This is a genomic window from Paraburkholderia lebeckiae (assembly GCF_050436225.1).
GTDB lineage: Bacteria > Pseudomonadota > Gammaproteobacteria > Burkholderiales > Burkholderiaceae > Paraburkholderia > Paraburkholderia tuberum.
The window spans coordinates 2,252,474-2,269,717 of record NZ_JBNDLU010000001.1 but is presented as its reverse complement, the minus strand read 5'-3'; the positions used below and the strand labels follow the sequence as shown (position 1 = coordinate 2,269,717).

Below are 17,244 nucleotides of genomic sequence, written 5' to 3'. Positions count from 1 at the left end.
CTTCGTAGTGCGTGTCGAGTCCCTTGGCGAAACGGCAAGCGCGCCTCTCATAGTGTGCCCCCTGATGGCGCGCACGCACCTGACTGGCGCATGATGATCCACGACAGTACGATCAAGGCAATCCGACGGCCTGCGGATGCTCCGTTAGCGGGCACGTCAACGCGCTCTATCCCGACATATTGAATGGCATAGCGCTTGCTTGATCGAAGGTCGAATACCGAATGCGCAGCGCATTCGCCTTCTATTTGACAACAAGACGGGGCTGACATGCGATGCTACGACGAGATGCGCCATCGCGACGATGGCGTGCGGCCGCATTACGCGCGCTTTGAGCGATGGTTGGACAGTCAGGGCGATGAAGCGATCGCACGCAAGCGCGCGGAAGCGGACCTGCTGTTCCGGCGCGTCGGCATCACGTTCGCAGTGAACGGCGATCTGTCAGGCACCGAGCGGCTGATTCCCTTCGATCTGATTCCGCGCATCATCCCGCGCGGCGAATGGCAGACGCTCGAGGCGGGTTTGCGACAGCGGGTGCAGGCTCTCAATCTGTTCATTCACGACGTCTATCACGATCGCAACATCGTGCGCGCGGGCATCGTGCCGGCCGAGCAGGTCTATACCAACGCGCAGTATCGTCCCGAGATGCAGGGCGTCGACGTGCCGCTCGGTGTTTACGCGCATATCGCGGGCGTCGACGTGGTGCGCGCCGGCGATGAAGGCGAGTTCTACGTACTCGAAGACAATCTGCGTGTGCCGTCGGGCGTGTCGTACATGCTCGAAAACCGCAAAATGATGATGCGGCTCTTCCCCGAGCTGTTCGTGCAGAACCGCATCGCGCCGGTCGCGCATTATCCCGACCTGCTGCTCGATACGCTGCGCTCGGTCGCGCCCGCGGGCGTCGACGATCCGGTCGTCGTCGTGCTGACGCCGGGCATGTACAACTCCGCGTACTTCGAGCATACGTTCCTCGCGCAGCAAATGGGCGTCGAACTCGTCGAAGGCAAGGATCTGTTCGTCGACGACAACTACGTGTTCATGCGCACCACGCAAGGACCGAAGCGCGTCGACGTGATCTACCGGCGCGTCGACGACGATTTTCTCGATCCGCTTGCGTTTCGCCCCGACTCCGCGCTCGGCGTACCGGGTCTGCTCACCGCATATCGCGCCGGCCGCGTCGCGCTCGCGAACGCGATGGGCACCGGCATCGCCGACGACAAATCGATCTACCCGTACGTGCCGGACATGATCGCGTTCTATCTCGACGAAAAGCCGATTCTGAACAACGTACCGACCTATCAGTGCCGTAAGCCCGAGGATCTCGCCTATACGCTCGCGAATCTGCCGGAGCTGGTGGTCAAGGAAGTGCACGGCGCGGGCGGCTACGGGATGCTGGTCGGCCCTGCCTCGACGAAGGCCGAAGTCGAGGCCTTCCGCGAGCGGCTGATCGCGCGTCCGACCGGTTATATCGCACAGCCCACGCTGGCGCTGTCCGCGTGTCCGACTTTCGTCGAATCGGGCATCGCGCCGCGCCATATCGACCTGCGACCGTTCGTGCTGTCGGGCAAGACCACCACGATGGTGGCGGGCGGCCTCACGCGGGTCGCGTTGCAGGAGGGCTCGCTCGTCGTGAATTCATCGCAGGGAGGCGGGACCAAGGACACCTGGATGGTCGACTGACGCGGTTGCCGCCGCGCTTCTCGCCTCGCTCGCAACAGAGCAAAGCAGGGCGCGACACTCGCAACCTGATGCGCCGCTGGCGCTCAACGGATAACCAGCGCGGACTTTCGTCGCTGACGAAGGCCTCGCGCGTTCAGATCACAGACATGGAACGCCGTCATGCTTAGCCGAACCGCCGATCACCTCTTCTGGATGGCCCGCTATATGGAGCGCGCGGAGAACACCGCCCGCATGCTCGACATCAACCTGAAGGCGCAACTGCTGCCGCAGACGCCCGAACAGGAGGCTCGCGCGCAGCGCTCGGTGCTGCTCATCTCCGAGCTCGAAAGCGCCTTCGCGCAGCGCTACGACGAACCGACGCGCGACCACGTGCTCGACTTCATGGTCGCCGACGCAAGTAATCCGTCGAGCATTCATTCCTGCCTGCAGGCCGCGCGTGAAAACGCTCGCGCGGTGCGCGGCACGCTGACGACCGAGTGGTGGGAAACCATCAACGACACGTGGCTCGAATTCAACGAGCGGCTCGCGAGCGGGCAGGCCGCGAGCAATCCGGGCTCTCTGTTCGAGTGGGTCAAGTTCCGCTCGCATCTGTCGCGCGGCGTGACGATCGGCACCGCGCTGCAGGACGACGCGTTCTTCTTCACGCAGCTAGGCACGTATCTGGAGCGCGCCGACAACACCGCGCGGATCCTCGACGTGCGTTTCGCCAACGTCGAGCCGAATTCGCGCGACGCGGCCCGCCAGCTCGAGGACTTCTATTACTGGACCTCGATCCTGAGTTCGGTATCGGCGCTCGAGATCTATCGCAAGGTATATCGCGACGTCGTGACGCCCGCGCGCGTCGTCGAGCTGATGATCCTCAATCAGCGGATGCCGCGCTCGCTGCTCGCCTCGCTCGACGGCGTGTGCAGCAATCTCGCGATGCTGCGCACGTCGGGCTCGAACCAGTGCGAGCGCTTCGCCGGCAAGCTGCGCGCCGACCTGTTGTATGCCGACATCCGGCAGATTTTCGAAAGCGGTCTGCACGCCTATCTGACGCAGTTCCTCGCTCGCGTGTTCGATCTGGGCAATCTGGTGGCGCGTACTTATCTGATGCTGCCAGTGGCCTGACGGAGTTTTCTCATGTACCTGACGATCCGCCACGACACCTCTTACCGCTACGAAGCGACGGTTCACTATTCGATCCAGCAGTTGCGCCTGACGCCCGCGAGCGGCGCCGCACAGACCGTGCGGCGCTGGAACATCGACGTGCCGGGCAAGCTCGACGCGACGCTCGACGCCTACGGCAACGTGCTGCACACGCTCGTCATGAACAAGCCGCACGACGAGATTCATCTGCGCGTGTCGGGCGAGGTGGACACGATGCCGCTCGTCGACGGCGTGCTGCGTGATCCGCCCGGGCCGATTCCGCTCGAGCATTTCACCTGCGCGACGCGTCTGACCGAAGCCGACGGCGCGATCCGCGAACTGGCGGAGTCGGTGGCGAATCTGGCGAACCCGGCAAGCCTGCTCACGCTGTCCGAGCAGATCGTGCAGCGCGTGCAGTACCGGCCCGGCGTCACAGAGGTTACGAGCACGGCCGCCGAGGCGCTCGCGCTCGGCAACGGCGTGTGTCAGGACCATGCGCATCTGATGCTCGCGTGCTGCCGCGCGCGCGGCGTGCCGGCGCGCTACGTGAGCGGATATATCGAACCCGGCGACGTGCAGCATGGCGCGAGTCACGCGTGGGTCGACGTATGGCTCGAAGGCAAAGGGTGGATTTCGATCGACGTCACGCATGCCGGGTTTGCCAGCGAGATCTACTGCCGGCTCGCGGTCGCCCGTGACTATGAGGCGGCGGCACCGGTACGCGGCCGACGCATCGGCGGACTCGAAGAGGAGCTTCACGTGGCGGTGGCGGTCAGCGCGCAGATGCCGCAGTAGCCGCGTGCAACGCCAACGCGCGCGACGGCATTTAACACTCTCCTGCCAAGTGTTAGGAATCAGCAGCCAAAAGTCTGCAAAAAAGGCCGTAAACACGGATAAAAGGCGCCCGTGCGCCGCATTACAATAGCCCGTTCCTTTGCCTTCCGCGGATTCCTTATGACTTACTGCGTAGCGATGGCCGTCAACGACGGACTCGTATTTTTGTCCGACACGCGTACCAATGCGGGCGTCGATCACATCAGTACCGCGCGCAAGATGTCGGTGTTCGAGCAACCCGGCGAACGCATGCTGGTACTGCTTGGCGCTGGCAATCTGTCGATCACGCAGGCGGTGCTGCACGAGCTGTCCGAGCCCGCCGATGCCAGCGAGCCCACGCTGTGGAGCGTGCCGACCATGGCGGATGCCGCGCGCGTGGTCGGCAGCGCGGTGCGTCGCGTGCATGAGCGCGAGGCCGAGGCGCTGCAGAAGTTCGGTGTCGACTTCAATTGCAGCTTCATTCTCGGCGGCCAGATCGTGGGCAACCGGATGCGCCTTTTCATGATCTACGCGGCGGGAAATTTCATCGAGGCGTCGGCCGTGAATCCGTATTTCCAGATCGGCGAGGCGAAGTATGGCAAGCCGATCATCGACCGGGTGCTGACGCCGTCCACACCGCTCGACGAGGCCGCGAAGTCCGCGCTGATCTCGATGGACTCGACGCTGCGCTCGAACCTGTCGGTGGGCTTGCCGCTCGATCTGCTCGTGTACGAGAAGGATGCGCTGCGCGTCACGCGGTTCGTGTCGATCGATCGCGACAACGCGTACTTCGACATGCTTCACCGCACGTGGGGCGAGCGGCTGCGCCAGGTGTTCGCCGAGATTCCCGATCCGGACTGGCAGCAGTCGCTGGATGCACCGTCGCCGCAGTCGGAGCGGGCGCTGGTGCTACATCGCGCGCCGGTCGGCGCCGATGGCGTCGAGCATGAGCACGATGTGTCGCCCGCGCAGATTCTCGCGCAGGCCGACAAGGGCAAGGCGCAGCGGCGCTAGCTGCGTTGGGTTCGGAGCGCGGGGTCAGGCTCGCTCGGGCCCGCACCAAAACCTCAGGACGAAAAAAACCAGCCATCGGCATCGCCTCTGGCTGGTTTCTGGTCTCTGGCTACGCAGCCCGTCGGCTGCGTAGCAGGTCCGATTCGAAGTCCGATTAGAACTTGTGACGGATACCGAGGCTGACCATGACCTGGTTGTTGGTGCTCGACTGGTTGCCATACGAACCGATCGAAGCCGTGGACGAAACGAGTGCGCCCGTAGCCGGATCACGCTGTTGGCCGCTTGCATGCTGCCATGCGGCGACCGTGTACACGTCGGTGCGCTTCGACAGCGAGTAGTCGCCGCCCAGCGAAACCTGGTTGTACGTTGCGCTTGCGTCGCCCGAGCCGTGCGTGTACGCATAGCCGATACCGACCAGCGCTGCCGGCGTGAGCTGGTAGCCCACGTATGCGCGGCCGACGTTGTACTTCTGCGTCGTCGCGAAGCCCGAACTCGCGTCCGGCTTGTACTGTGCGTTGCTGTATGACAGGTTAGCCGTCCACGGGCCCGTCACGTACTGAACCGCTGCCGACGCGATGCCGATCGACTTCGAGAACGCGTAAGCCGAGTTGATACCAGCGGAGGCCCCGAAGTTCGAATCGAACGTGGCGAACGGCGCTGCCGTACCAGCCCAGCCGGTTTCAGAAGCCGCACGCGTAGCCGGCGAATTGGCATTGCTTGCGTGCAGGTAACCAGCAGCGATGCTGAACGGACCCGTTGCATACGTTGCCGCGCCCGACCACGTCTGGGCCGAACCCGTCGCGCCCGCGACGCCGCCCAGAGCGTACAGACCTTCGAACTGGAAGCCCGACCACACCGGCGACACGTACTTCATCGAGTTGATGATGCGGAAGCTGTTGTCGTTGTTGTCGACGTCACCCGGCGTAGCGAACGTGCTGCCGAAGTAGTTGTCGCCCGTCAGCGGCTGGATCATGTCGACCAGCGGGTCGTACTGACGACCGGCCGTAAACGTGCCCCAAGTGTCGCCCGTCAGACCGACGTACGCCTGACGACCGAACATCGCGCCATTTTGCTGCAGCTTGCCGGTGTTGATGTCAAAACCGTTTTCCAACTGGAAAATCGCCTTCAGGCCGCCGCCGAGGTCTTCCGTGCCCTTCAGGCCGAAACGGTTGCCTTGCAGGTTGCCGCCAAACATTTGCACGAGGCTACCGCCGTGAGGGGTAGCGTTGTTCACGTACTGGATCGATTCATCGACCAGGCCATAGAGAGTCACGCTGCTTTGCGCGTGAGCCATGCCGGAAACGCCGAGGAGCGCCAGCGAGAGGGTAGACAGTGCGATTCGTTTCATCCATTTCTCCACGCAGATGATTGTTCGTTGTTGCGGAAAGCAGAATAGCTCAGTGGCTCGGCGGGGTAGAAACGAAAAAAAAGAGTGTCGCCAAAAACTGACAATCGACGCAAACCCTTGTATTTAAAGCTCCCGACCATTGTTTCCATTTGCGCAACATTTATTGGTCTGATGCGCATTATTGTTGATTTGTTGATAGTCACTGGGCGAATGAACGCATATAAGCATCGATTTGCATGCTAAATGTAATCTAGTCGTCTACACGTCCACTCGTCTTTGTAGCGAAAGCATAAAAGAGACGGCGGACGAAAGGACTAGACAGGCTGGACAGAAGGGGGGCGTTGTGTCCCAAGCGCAATCGACGGGATTGACGGCGCAACACGTGCATCTATAAGGATATGGACGGTAGCGTGGGTGAAGCGCCCGATTCAGCGCCGGTCGGCGCCACGGCGCGCCATGGCCGCGGCCGTGAGCCCCGCGGCGGCCGCGAGCAGCACCGAGGTCCACGGGTTGCGTCGCACGTAGCGGTCGGCGGCCGTCGCCTGGCGGCGCGCTTCGACGAGGGCGGACGCCGCGAAACGGGTGGCTTGCGCTTCGACATCGAGCACCTTGCGCGTGACGTCCACCGCGGTCTCATGCGCGGAGCGCCTTTGCGCCGCCGCGTTGATTCCCGCGGGTAGCGGCGTGGCAATTTGGCCGGCAACACCCACAGCAGCGGGAGAAGACGGCGCGGCATTTGCCGCGACGGTCGATGCCGCCAGTACCGACGCGAGCTTCGCGCGGCTGCCCGGCGGAGACTCGCCCTGCATGCCCCAGCCACCACGCGGGTCGTGCAGCCGGCCGCGCGCCGCCGAGAACTCCGCGCCGAGCAGCAGCACCAACGCCGAGAAGTACAGCCACATCAGCAGCACCGCGAGCGAGCCAGCCGCGCCGAACGCGCTGGCCATGCCCGCATGCGCGAGATAGAGCGCGAACAGCTTCTTGCCAGCCGTGAACAACACGGCGGCGACGATGCCGCCCACCACCGCATCACGCCACAGCACCCGAGCGTCGGGCAGAAACTTGAGCAGTCCGGCGAACGCGAAGATCAGCACGAGCAGCCCGACGCCGAGCTGCAGCAGATTGCCGACCACGACGTACGGCGAGTCGCCCCACAGCCAGTTGCCGATAAAGACGATCACCGTATCGAGCACCAGCGACACGATCAGCAGGAACGCGACGCCGAGCACGAGCCCGAACGAAATCAGTCGCACCCGCACCAGCGCGAGCCAGCTGGAAGTGCGCGGCCCGCTGTACGGCCACACTATATTGAGCGCGCTGTTCAGCGACGAGAACGTCGCCGACGCGCCGATCGCCAGCAGCGAGAACGAGATGATCGTCGCGATGCCGCCTTTGGCGCCCGCGTGATGCGCGTTCTCGACGATCGTCTGCACGCCGGCCGCGGCCTGGTCGCCGATCAGTCCGTTGATGTGGCCGAACAGCTCGCCGCGCGCGGCCGCCGGGCCGAAGAACCAGCCGGCCACCGCGATCACCATCACGAGCGTCGGCGCGAGCGAAAACGCCGCATAGAACGCGATGCTCGCCGCCATCGCAGGACAGCGGTTCTCCGTGAACTGCCGCAGTGCGCCCATCGCCCAATTGGCCTGATGACGCGCGGCCTGCTGAAGGTTCTCGCGAGAGAGCGTGTCGATGTCCATGATCGTGTCTGAATCGTGAGGGCGCCTTCAGGGTGTTTGCTTCATTGCCTTTCGCAAACCTCGTGCCCGTCACTATACAAGTTAAGCGGAGCGCTGCATGGCCGGCTTTCATGGCCTGCTTTCATGGCCTGTTTCGCGGCCGCCCGCGCGTACCGCTAGAATGCAGCGGGTCAATGTCACCTTTCCGCTCATCATGCATTCGCACGAACTCGTACAGCAACTGGACGTCATCGAGCGCGACCAGTGGAGCGCGCATCTGCCCGCGCACGTCATCGAACAATTGCCGGCGCGCGGGATCACGGTGTTCGCCGTCACCGACGACGCCTCCGACACCGCCGCATTCAGCGCTCGCTACGGCTTCGGTCTCGAAGACTGCGCGAACACGATCGTGATCCGCTACAGGAAGGAGGGTGGCGAGCACTATGCGGCGCTCGTGTCGCTCGGCTCGCGGCGGCTCGACATCAACGGCGCGGTGAAGGCCGCGCTCGGCGCACAGCGGCTGTCATTCGCGAAGCGCGAGGCGGCGGTCGAGCATAGCCAGATGGAGTTCGGCGCAATTACCGCGTTCGGTCTGCCGGCCGACTGGCGCATCCTCGTCGACGCCGCCGTGATGGAGCGTGCGCAGATCGTGATGGGCGCCGGCGTGCGCGCGGCCAAGCTGCTGATGTCGCCCGACGTGCTGCGGCAATGGCCGCGCTGCGAGGTGGCGGCGCTGACGCTGCCGGCGGACGGAAACCCGCAACCTTGAAGCCGCACTGAAGTTTTACTCCGTCGCGCCGTTAATCCCGACTACGACATGAAACGTTTGCGGCGTCCGCTCGCGCGGACAGCCGCCGACCACGACAAGGGATACGGAAGATGGAACGGTTTCGCCTGAAAGTGCGGCTGTGGCTCGCGCTCGCGGTGATGTGCATGGGCATTCTGGCGATCGGCCTGTGGGGGGCGTTCAAGACACGAGACACGATGATCGCCGATCGCGAGGGCGAGCTGAAAAACGTGGTCAGCATCGCGTACAGCGTGCTCGATCGCTACAACGCGCTCGTCGCGGCCGGCACGATGCCGCTCGCCGACGCGCAGCGCGCCGCGATGGACGACCTGCGCGCAATGCGCTACGACGGTGCCGGCGGCTATCTCGTGCTCGAAGACCGCCAGGCGCACGTGCTGATGCATGCCACGCGCGCCGACCTCGTCGGCAAGGACATGACCAACGTCACCGATCCGGACGGCCGCCACGTGTTCAAGGAAGGTTCCGAGCAAACGCAGCGCGAAGGCGAGGCCTTCGTTCATCTGCAGTTCCCGAAGCCCGGCACCGACAAGCTTGCGCCGAAGATCAACTACATGCGGCTTTATAAGCCGTGGGACTGGACCATCGTCACCGGCGTTTTCACGGACGACATCGACGGCGTGTTCTACCGCACCCTCGTGCAATACGTGATCGCGGCGTTGGTGCTTTGCGCGCTCGTGTCACTGGTGATCGGCGTGATTCTGCGCAGCATTCTGCGTCAGCTTGGCGGCGAACCGGCGTACGCGCTGCAGATTGCATCGCGTATCGCGGACGGCGACCTCGACGTGGTCGTCGACGCGAAGGCCGGCGACAGCACGAGCCTGCTCGCCGCGATGAAACGGATGCAGCAGCGTCTCGCGCAGGCGATCGAGCAGATTCGCGGCGGCGCGACGCTGATTTCGTCGGTATCGAACGAGATCGCCGCGGGCAACTCGGACCTGTCGCGCCGCACCGAGCAGCAGGCGGCCGCGCTAGGCGAGACCGCGTCGAGCATGGAGCAGATCACCGCGACCGTGCGTCAGAACGCCGACAACGCGAAGCAGGCGAACCAGCTCGCGTACAACGCGTCGGAGACCGCGGCGCGAGGCGGCGCGGTGGTCGGTCAGGTGATCGGCACGATGCGCGGGATTTCACAGTCGTCGCACCGGATCGGCGACATCATCGGCGTGATCGAAGGGATTGCGTTTCAAACCAATATTCTCGCGTTGAACGCGGCCGTCGAGGCGGCGCGCGCGGGCGAGGAGGGCCGCGGTTTCGCGGTGGTCGCGGGCGAAGTGCGCACGCTCGCGCAACGCAGCGCGGCGGCCGCGAAGGAGATCAAGGCGCTGATCGAGGAATCGGCCGCGCAGATCGCGGGCGGTTCGGAGCACGTCGGACGCGCGGGTGACACGATGCAGGAAGTCGTGCAGGCGGTACGTCGTGTCAACGACATCATGGGCGAGATCAGCGCTGCGTCGGCCGAGCAGACCTCGGGCATCGAGCAGGTCAACATCGCGGTCGCGAGCATGGATCAGACGACGCAGCAGAATGCGGCGCTCGTCGAGGAAGCGAGCGCGGCGGCCGATGTGCTGAAGACGCAGACCGGGCAGTTGTCGGCGGCGATCGCGGTGTTCCGGTTGCCCGAGCAGCGCTAAAGCACCAGGCCGCGTTGTCGACGCGCGCGAGAATTCACCGCACGCGGGCTCGCAACGCGGTGCGTGTCTCACGCCAGGCCGATCCCCGCGCGACTCAACAATTGGCGGTTGCGCTCCGACAGATTCTTCATGCGCAATTCCTTGCCCGCCTTGCGATAGCGCTCGGCCAGACCCTGCAACGCGGCGAGCGCCGAATGATCGGCGAGCAGCAGGTGACTGCAATCGACGGTCACGCTCGCCGGGTCGCGCGCCGGATCGAACAGCTCGTGAAAGCGCGTCGTCGACGCGAAAAACAGCGTGCCGCGCGGCACATAGGTCTTATGGCCCGCTCGATCCTCGGCATGCGCGTGAATTTCGCGCGCGTGCTGCCACGCGAAGTTGAGCGCGGCGATCACGATGCCGCACATCACCGCGATCGCGAGATCGGCAAACACGGTGATGACCGTGACCGCGACGATCACGAGCGCGTCGTTGCGCGGCACCTTGCCGAGCACGCGCAGCGATCCCCACGCGAAGGTTTGCTGCGCGACCACGAACATCACGCCCACCAGCGCCGCGAGCGGAATTCGCTCGATCAGCGGCGACAGGAACAGGATGTACAGCAGGATCATCACACCGCTGACGATTCCCGAAAGCCGCGAGCGCCCCCCCGAATTCAGGTTGATCATGGTCTGGCCGATCATCGCGCAACCGCCCATGCCGCCGAACAGTCCCGATGCGATGTTCGCCGCGCCGAGCGCGACGCATTCGCGATTCGGCTGACCGCGCGTTTCGGTGATTTCGTCGGTCAGGTTGAACGTCAGCAGCGTTTCGAGCAGACCGACGATCGCGATCAGCACGGCGTACGGCAGGATGATGCGAAGCGTCTCGAGATCGAGCGGCACGTCGGGCAGATGCAGCGTCGGCAGATTGCCGGCGACATGCGCCATGTCGCCGAGCGTGCGCGTCGGCAGATGCAGCAGCTGCGTGAAAAGGCCGATGCCGAGAATGGCCACGAGCGCCGGTGGCGCGGCTCGCGTAAGTCGCGGCAGCAGATAGACGATCGCCATCGTCAGCGCGACGAGCGCGCACATCGTCGCGAGCGCGCTGCCGTGCAGCCAGGCTTCGCCGTGCGGCGTGACCGTTTTGAAGTGAGCGAGCTGCGCGGTCGCGATGACGATCGCGAGTCCGTTGACGAAGCCGAGCATGACCGGATGCGGGACCATACGGATCAGTTTGCCGAGCCGCAATATGCCGAACAGCATCATCAGGAGGCCGCTCAGGATCACGGTCGCAAGCAGATACTGCGCGCCGTGCTCGACGACGAGCGCGACGATCACGACGGCCATCGAGCCCGCGGCGCCCGAAATCATGCCGGGACGTCCGCCAAATAGCGCGGTGACGGTGCAGATAAAGAATGCGCCGTACAGACCCATCAACGGATTCAGATGGGCGACGAGCGCAAAGGCGATGCATTCGGGCACCAGCGCGAACGACGAGGTCAAGCCTGCGAGTACGTTGCTGCGAATGCCGGACAGCCAGGCGGGCCGACCGGAAGCGGGACTAGCGGTGTTCATGTTCTACGAGGTGGCGCGCGAGCGCAATGCTGAGGCTTGTATGGGCTGCGCCGAACTGGCGTGGCAACGCGCGGCTGCGCGAAGGATTGCGTCCGCTGGGCGCGGACGCTTTACGAAAGGCGTGGATTCTACCGTAGCGCGATGAACGGCGCTGGCGAAGCGGGCGGGAACGCTATGGCCCGAACGCGCGGCGCGGATCTGTCGTGCAATCGCGCGGCGCGCTCGCACCACAAATCCGCAAGAGGGAAAGCTGCGCTCAGATACTCAGATAATCAGCCGCGACACCTTCGTGCCCTCGAGCGACACGCCGGCCATCAGGCCGCCGTTGGTCAGCACGAAAGCCTGTACCGGGCTCGTCGCGGTCGACGAATCGACCGCGCCGTTCGCGCCGACTTTCAGCACGGCGACGGTCGCATTCGCGCCGACTGCCCAGCCCTGGCTGTGCATGAATTCGTCGAGCGCTTCCTGCGTCATGAACAGAAACACGAGCGCCTTCGACTGCGCGCCGATCTGCAACCCGAACGAGCCCGCGACCGTGCTGTAGTAGCCGACCGTGCGGCCGCCGATGCGCATCGCCCCTTCACCATACTGTCCGCCGACCCAGAAGCCGGCCGAGATCACCGATGGAAACACCAGCACGCCGCGCGCTTTCGCGACGAGCTCACGCGCACCGTCGACGTTTTCGTAGAGACGCGCGAGCGTCGAGTCGACGCCGGCGTTGATCGTGTCGCGCTTGCCGGCGTTGGCAGACGGCGATGCGTTCGAGGATGGCGAAGTCGTCGTGCAACCGGTGAGGCTCAGGCCTGCGACGGCCAATGCAGCGCTGCCGGTCATGATGAATTGTCGTCTGCGCATGACGGTTTTCCTTTGCGTTTCTCACGCGTGTTGTACGTTTTGGAAGAGTGCGGCGAATCGCCTGCTTTGCTTTGTTCTCATTTGCGCGCTGGAGGTTCCGTGCGCGCGCGGTTATCGCAGCCAGGCGGCAGCGTGCCGCGACGTTCGCATCGCGGACGTCCACCGCTCAAACAGCAGATAGCGTGCCCAAGGGCCGCGCCGCCTTGCGCGAGGGCGGCGCGGCCATTTGCAGTTCGGGTTTTTGCGCCGCCTTCCGTCGCGCGTCGTCGCTACACCGTTGGGCGAATGTTCTGGTTATGGCGGAACAGGTTGAGCGGATCGTAGCGGTTCTTCACGGCGACGAGCCGCTCGTAGTTGGGCCCATAGGCATCCGCGATACGGCCGCCTTCCTCCTGCGTCATGAAGTTGACGTACACGCTGCCAAGTGCAAAGGGGCGCGACGCGTCGAAAAATTCGCGCGCCCATTTGACACAGCGCTCGTCGTCGCGCGCATCGTCCCAGCGGCCGTGCACGTTCATCGCGTATTGCGTCTCGCGACTTGGGTAAGCGGTCGCGTCGACCGCCACGCGCTGCGTTTGCGCGCCGATGAGCCCGAAGAAAATTTCGCATTGCGCGGACGGCAGTGTGTCGATCGCGCGGATCAGCGCGTCGATCAGTCCATCGTCGATGGTGGCGAGGTTGTGCGACTTCCAGTAGTTGCGCGCGCCCGGCGTGAGCAGCGGATCGAAGGCCTGTTGCCAAACTTCAAAAGGCATCGGACCGAGATGTTCGCCGAGCGGCTTGCCGAAGCCGCGCACGGCTTCCACCGCGGCTGGGCCTTTTTCGACCGGCCCGTTGTAGCACATCGCGAACACCAGCACGGGCTGGCCGTGCACGTCGGGCGGCAGGAACGGCAGCGGTGGCGCGAGCCGCGCGATGGCCCAGACGGCCAGCTCGTCGGGCATCGCGGGCACGGCATCGCGGTATTTGATCAGCGCTTCCTTCGCGTCGGCGAGCGGCAACACGACGAGGCCGCCATACACGAGCGGGCCGACCTCATGCAGCGCGAACTCGAATAGTGTAACGACGCCGAAATTGCCGCCGCCGCCGCGAATCGCCCAGAACAGATCGTCGTGCGAAGTGGCGCTCAGGTGGCGCAATTCACCGTCCGCGGTGACGATGTCGGCCGCGACGAGGTTGTCGATCGTCATGCCGTAGCGGCGGCTCAACCAGCCGAAGCCGCCGCCGAGCGTCAGACCCGCGACGCCGGTCGTCGAGTTGATACCGAGCGGCGTCGCGAGTCCGAATGCCTGCGCTTCGTGATCGAGATCGTGCAGCGTCGCGCCCGGTTCGACATAGGCGCGCCGCGCTTCCGGGTCGATGCGCACCGATTTCATCGTGGACAGATCGAGCACGAGGCCGTCGTCGCACACAGCGCTACCGCCGATGTTGTGGCCGCCGCCGCGAATTGCGAGCGGCAGGCCGTTGTCACGCGCGAAGGCGACGCCGCGGCGCACGTCAGCAACACCCGCGCAGCGCAGGATCATCGCGGGAGAACGGTCGATCATTGCGTTCCAGATGCCGCGCGCCGTGTCGAAGCCCGGCGTGTCGGGCAGCAGAAGCTGACCGCGAAGTCCGGATTTGAATTCGTCGACTGCGCTGCTGGAGATAGTAACCATGTTGTACCTCGTCGAAGAGGGGAAGGCACTCGCAGAACACTGCTCCGCAGACCAAACAAAAATGCGGGCGGTGAATGAAAGCGGATTGAGAGGTTCGGCTGCGTGCAGTAAACGGGGCGGCGCGTCGAAGTCAAACAAAGGTTTACCCGCGTTCCTGGGCGATTCCACGCGGTGGCTCGCGGGGACAGGCTTTTGCGGGCAGGGCAACGACGATACGCGGCGGTACCGCTGAAGATGGTGGGAATGCTCCGGGAAAAGCGTGCGCGCTGATGTGTTGGTTATTCGACGCGCTGGTGGTTGTGCCACGACACTTTGCATATGGGCGTGGCTCGTGATCGCGTGCAACCGAGGCACACGTTCGACGACTGTGCGAGGTAGCGCACATCGCGACAGCGATTTTCGCGACGCACGCGCATTTGCCCGGCGACGCGTAATGTTTCGCACGCGCGATTCGGTGATTTTCATTGCGTTGTCTATTGGATTGCTCTCATTTGGGTTTTCCTATCTTTATTTTTATGTGCGGAATGGCCACATGAATAAACGGATGATGTGTAAATCGTCCGTATTTGTCAGATAAAAACCAAAGGCTAATTTTCTTTTTTCTTATCCGATTGCATTGAGCGTGATAGTTTTTAATTTCCTGTCTGAAGAATATGGAGTAGCGGATTTGGCGGGCGGATCGGCGTTTAACGCCGCCTGACGGGCCGAATCGGCAATATCGCATTGCGTGGTCTAGCGCACGGTCGAGCGATTGCGCTGCGAATAACTTCAACGTCCATCAAGCCTCGCTGTGCGGCTCTCACGATCACGTGCGCGCATGGCCAGCCGATTCTCTCGAAGCACGCCAAATCGGACCGGGGATTTTCCGTGAGAGAAGTTTTTAGTGCGAACGCATTTTAAATTCGCATAAAGCGAAGCTGCGCAAAGGCTTTGACTTTTCGTTTTTTGACGAGCGGAGATTCACTCGTTAATTGGACCGGTCTTTTTGGTGAAATAATTCGGAGAGTGAAATGAAAAAGCAAAACGGGGACGCGTGGATATTGGGAACGCGACGGGCGGCTTTGGCGGTCGCGGTCAGTCTTTATGCGGCGATGGCGGGTGCGCAGACGAATTCGGGGAGCACCGCCGCGCCGGCAACGAATCCCGGAGTGATGGTGCTCGCCGAGGCTGGCGTGAACGGCGGATGTCCGTCGGGCGGCGGGCCGGGCTGCACGTCGCAGGGATTCGGGCAGCTCGGGGCGGGCGCCTTCGGCGTCGCGGCGGCGGGGCTCGGCCCGACATCGTCCCCCGGCTCGCCGACGGGCAACGGGACGTCCTCGACGGGCACGGGCGCGGGAAGCGGTGGCGGGAATAGCTCGGCTAATTCCGGCCCGGGCGGGGTGGGCTCGGGAAATACCGGCGGCAACAACGGCAATGGCGGTGCCGGTGACAACGGTAATGGCGGCGCGGGCGGCGATGGCGGCACGGGCGGCGATGGCGGCGGTAACGGAGGCGGTGATAACGGCGGGGACGGTGGTGGGGATGGTGGGCATGGTCACGGTCATGGTCACGGTGGCGATGGTGACGGCGATGGCGGCCACGGTCATGGTCACGGTGGCGATGGTGACGGCGATGGCGGCCACGGTCATGGTCACGGTGGCGATGGTGACGGCGATGGCGGTCACGGTCATGGACACGGTGGCGATGGTGACGGCGACGGCGGACACGGTCATGGGCACGGTGGCGATGGTGACGGCGATGGCGGTCACGGTCATGGGCACGGTGGCGATGGTGACGGCGATGGCGGCCACGGTCATGGACACGGTGGCGATGGTGACGGCGATGGCGGTCACGGTCATGGGCACGGTGGCGATGGTGACGGCGATGGCGGTCACGGTCATGGGCACGGTGGCGATGGTGACGGCGATGGCGGCCACGGTCATGGGCACGGCGGCGATGGTGACGGCGATGGCGGCCACGGTCATGGGCACGGCGGCGATGGTGACGGCGATGGCGGTCACGGTCATGGCCACGGCGGTGATGGTGACGGCGATGGCGGTCGTGGCCACGGTGACGGCGGTCACGGCGACGGTGGTCATGGCGACGGCGGCCACGGCAGCAGCGGTGGCGAAGGCAAAGGCGGTTCCGGCAATGGCGGCCATGGCGGTGAAGGCGGTGGCGGCCAGGGCAACGGCGGCTCCGGCCACGGCGGCCATGGTGGTGAAGGCGGCGGCCAGGGTAACGGTGGTTCCGGCAATGGTGGCCATGGCGGTGAAGGCGGTGGCGGCCAGGGCAACGGCGGCTCCGGCCACGGCGGCCATGGTGGTGAAGGCGGCGGCCAGGGTAACGGCGGTTCCGGCGACGGTGGCCATGGCGGTGAAGGCGGTGGCGGCCAGGGCAACGGCGGCTCCGGCCGCGGCGGTCATGGTGGTGAAGGCGGCGGCCAGGGTAACGGTGGTTCCGGACACGGTGGCCATGGCGGTGAAGGCGGTGGCGGCCAGGGCAACGGCGGCTCCGGCCACGGCGGCCATGGTGGTGAAGGCGGCGGCCAGGGTAACGGCGGTTCCGGCAACGGTGGCCATGGCGGTGAAGGCGGCGGCCAGGGTAACGGTGGTTCCGGCAACGGTGGCCATGGCGGTGAAGGCGGTGGCGGCCAGGGCAACGGCGGCTACGGCCACGGTGGCCATGGTGGTGAAGGCGCCGGCCAGGGTAACGGCGGTTCCGGCCACGGTGGCCATGGCGGTGAAGGCGGTGGCGGCCGGGGTAACGGTGGTTCCGGAAACGGCGGCCATGGCGGTGAAGGCGGTGGCGGCCAAGGCAACGGCGGCTCCGGCAACGGTGGCCATGGCGGCCATGGCGGTAACGGTGGCGAAGGCAACGGCGGCTCCGGCAACGGAGGCCACGGTGGCCATGGCGGCAACGGCGGCAACGGCGGCAACGGCGGCGGTCAAGGCAGCGGCGGCCACGGTGGCGGCTACGGCGGCGGTGGCTCCGGCAATGGCGGCCACGGCGGCGGCAACCACTAACCAGTGGCAGGAGTCCCGCGAACCTTGCTTGCGGGGCTCCCAAGGATGGAGGCCGGCGCGGCCTGGCCTCCACAC

At 64.8% G+C, this 17,244-nt stretch carries 12 protein-coding genes; 6 read left to right on the top strand and 6 right to left on the bottom strand.

The genetic code is table 11. The features are described from left to right. The first annotated feature begins 267 nt into the window (after positions 1-267). The 4 genes from OKW45_RS10590 (at position 268) to OKW45_RS10575 (ending at position 4,632) form a co-directional block, all read left to right on the top strand. Positions 268-1,677 (top strand): circularly permuted type 2 ATP-grasp protein, encoded by a 1,410-nt coding sequence (locus OKW45_RS10590; protein WP_429467873.1) that lies wholly within the window; start codon positions 268-270, stop codon positions 1,675-1,677. A 159-nt stretch (positions 1,678-1,836) separates the two neighbouring features. Beyond that, entirely contained in the window at positions 1,837-2,787 is a 951-nt protein-coding gene (locus OKW45_RS10585) for an alpha-E domain-containing protein (protein WP_018423502.1), read from the top strand. 12 nt (positions 2,788-2,799) lie between these two features. After that, on the top strand, positions 2,800-3,600 hold the full coding sequence (locus OKW45_RS10580; protein ID WP_429467871.1) for a transglutaminase family protein: 801 nt from the start codon (positions 2,800-2,802) through the stop codon (positions 3,598-3,600). 159 nt (positions 3,601-3,759) lie between these two features. Further along, the gene (locus OKW45_RS10575) at positions 3,760-4,632 is read left to right on the top strand and encodes a proteasome-type protease (RefSeq protein WP_429467869.1); all 873 of its coding nucleotides are present in this window, start codon (positions 3,760-3,762) and stop codon (positions 4,630-4,632) included. 154 nt (positions 4,633-4,786) lie between these two features. Here OKW45_RS10575 and OKW45_RS10570 read toward each other — a convergent pair whose 3' ends face one another. Then, positions 4,787-5,980 carry a porin gene (locus tag OKW45_RS10570; protein ID WP_429467866.1) on the bottom strand — a complete coding sequence of 398 codons (1,194 nt, stop codon included), beginning with the start codon at positions 5,978-5,980 and terminating at the stop codon, positions 4,787-4,789. Positions 5,981-6,408: 428 nt separating this feature from the next. Beyond that, positions 6,409-7,677, bottom strand: a complete 1,269-nt coding sequence (locus OKW45_RS10565; RefSeq protein ID WP_429467863.1) for a YhjD/YihY/BrkB family envelope integrity protein — start codon at positions 7,675-7,677, stop codon at positions 6,409-6,411. Positions 7,678-7,870: 193 nt separating this feature from the next. On the opposite strand from OKW45_RS10565, the gene OKW45_RS10560 reads away from it, so the two are divergent. Both OKW45_RS10560 and OKW45_RS10555 read left to right on the top strand, forming a co-directional pair. Beyond that, positions 7,871-8,425: a YbaK/EbsC family protein gene (locus OKW45_RS10560; protein WP_167368715.1), complete on the top strand. Its 555-nt coding sequence runs from the start codon at positions 7,871-7,873 to the stop codon at positions 8,423-8,425. A gap of 110 nt (positions 8,426-8,535) precedes the next feature. Further along, positions 8,536-10,095 carry a methyl-accepting chemotaxis protein gene (locus OKW45_RS10555; protein ID WP_429467861.1) on the top strand — a complete coding sequence of 520 codons (1,560 nt, stop codon included), beginning with the start codon at positions 8,536-8,538 and terminating at the stop codon, positions 10,093-10,095. A gap of 68 nt (positions 10,096-10,163) precedes the next feature. On the opposite strand, the gene OKW45_RS10550 is transcribed toward OKW45_RS10555, so the two are convergent. The 4 genes from OKW45_RS10550 to OKW45_RS10535 all read right to left on the bottom strand — a co-directional run bounded on the left by OKW45_RS10550 (position 10,164) and on the right by OKW45_RS10535 (position 17,151). Further along, entirely contained in the window at positions 10,164-11,651 is a 1,488-nt protein-coding gene (locus OKW45_RS10550; RefSeq protein WP_429467858.1) for a SulP family inorganic anion transporter, read from the bottom strand. Positions 11,652-11,915: 264 nt separating this feature from the next. Next, positions 11,916-12,506 (bottom strand): BPSL1445 family SYLF domain-containing lipoprotein, encoded by a 591-nt coding sequence (locus tag OKW45_RS10545; RefSeq protein ID WP_184007138.1) that lies wholly within the window; start codon positions 12,504-12,506, stop codon positions 11,916-11,918. 269 nt (positions 12,507-12,775) lie between these two features. Continuing rightward, positions 12,776-14,164 (bottom strand): FAD-binding oxidoreductase, encoded by a 1,389-nt coding sequence (locus OKW45_RS10540; RefSeq protein WP_429467856.1) that lies wholly within the window; start codon positions 14,162-14,164, stop codon positions 12,776-12,778. 896 nt (positions 14,165-15,060) lie between these two features. Then, positions 15,061-17,151, bottom strand: coding sequence for a hypothetical protein (locus tag OKW45_RS10535; RefSeq protein ID WP_429467854.1), 2,091 nt, complete (start codon positions 17,149-17,151; stop codon positions 15,061-15,063). Between the last annotated feature and the right edge of the window lie 93 nt (positions 17,152-17,244).

What these genes read in the sequence shown, in the direction of transcription:
- OKW45_RS10545 (WP_184007138.1), bottom strand. Translation starts at nt 12,506, where the DNA reads ATGCGCAGACGACAATTCATCATGACCGGCAGCGCTGCATTGGCCGTC.
- OKW45_RS10570 (WP_429467866.1), bottom strand. Translation starts at nt 5,980, where the DNA reads ATGAAACGAATCGCACTGTCTACCCTCTCGCTGGCGCTCCTCGGCGTT.
- OKW45_RS10565 (WP_429467863.1), bottom strand. Translation starts at nt 7,677, where the DNA reads ATGGACATCGACACGCTCTCTCGCGAGAACCTTCAGCAGGCCGCGCGT.
- OKW45_RS10555 (WP_429467861.1), top strand. Translation starts at nt 8,536, where the DNA reads ATGGAACGGTTTCGCCTGAAAGTGCGGCTGTGGCTCGCGCTCGCGGTG.
- OKW45_RS10580 (WP_429467871.1), top strand. Translation starts at nt 2,800, where the DNA reads ATGTACCTGACGATCCGCCACGACACCTCTTACCGCTACGAAGCGACG.
- OKW45_RS10585 (WP_018423502.1), top strand. Translation starts at nt 1,837, where the DNA reads ATGCTTAGCCGAACCGCCGATCACCTCTTCTGGATGGCCCGCTATATG.
- OKW45_RS10550 (WP_429467858.1), bottom strand. Translation starts at nt 11,651, where the DNA reads ATGAACACCGCTAGTCCCGCTTCCGGTCGGCCCGCCTGGCTGTCCGGC.
- OKW45_RS10575 (WP_429467869.1), top strand. Translation starts at nt 3,760, where the DNA reads ATGACTTACTGCGTAGCGATGGCCGTCAACGACGGACTCGTATTTTTG.
- OKW45_RS10560 (WP_167368715.1), top strand. Translation starts at nt 7,871, where the DNA reads ATGCATTCGCACGAACTCGTACAGCAACTGGACGTCATCGAGCGCGAC.
- OKW45_RS10590 (WP_429467873.1), top strand. Translation starts at nt 268, where the DNA reads ATGCGATGCTACGACGAGATGCGCCATCGCGACGATGGCGTGCGGCCG.
- OKW45_RS10540 (WP_429467856.1), bottom strand. Translation starts at nt 14,164, where the DNA reads ATGGTTACTATCTCCAGCAGCGCAGTCGACGAATTCAAATCCGGACTT.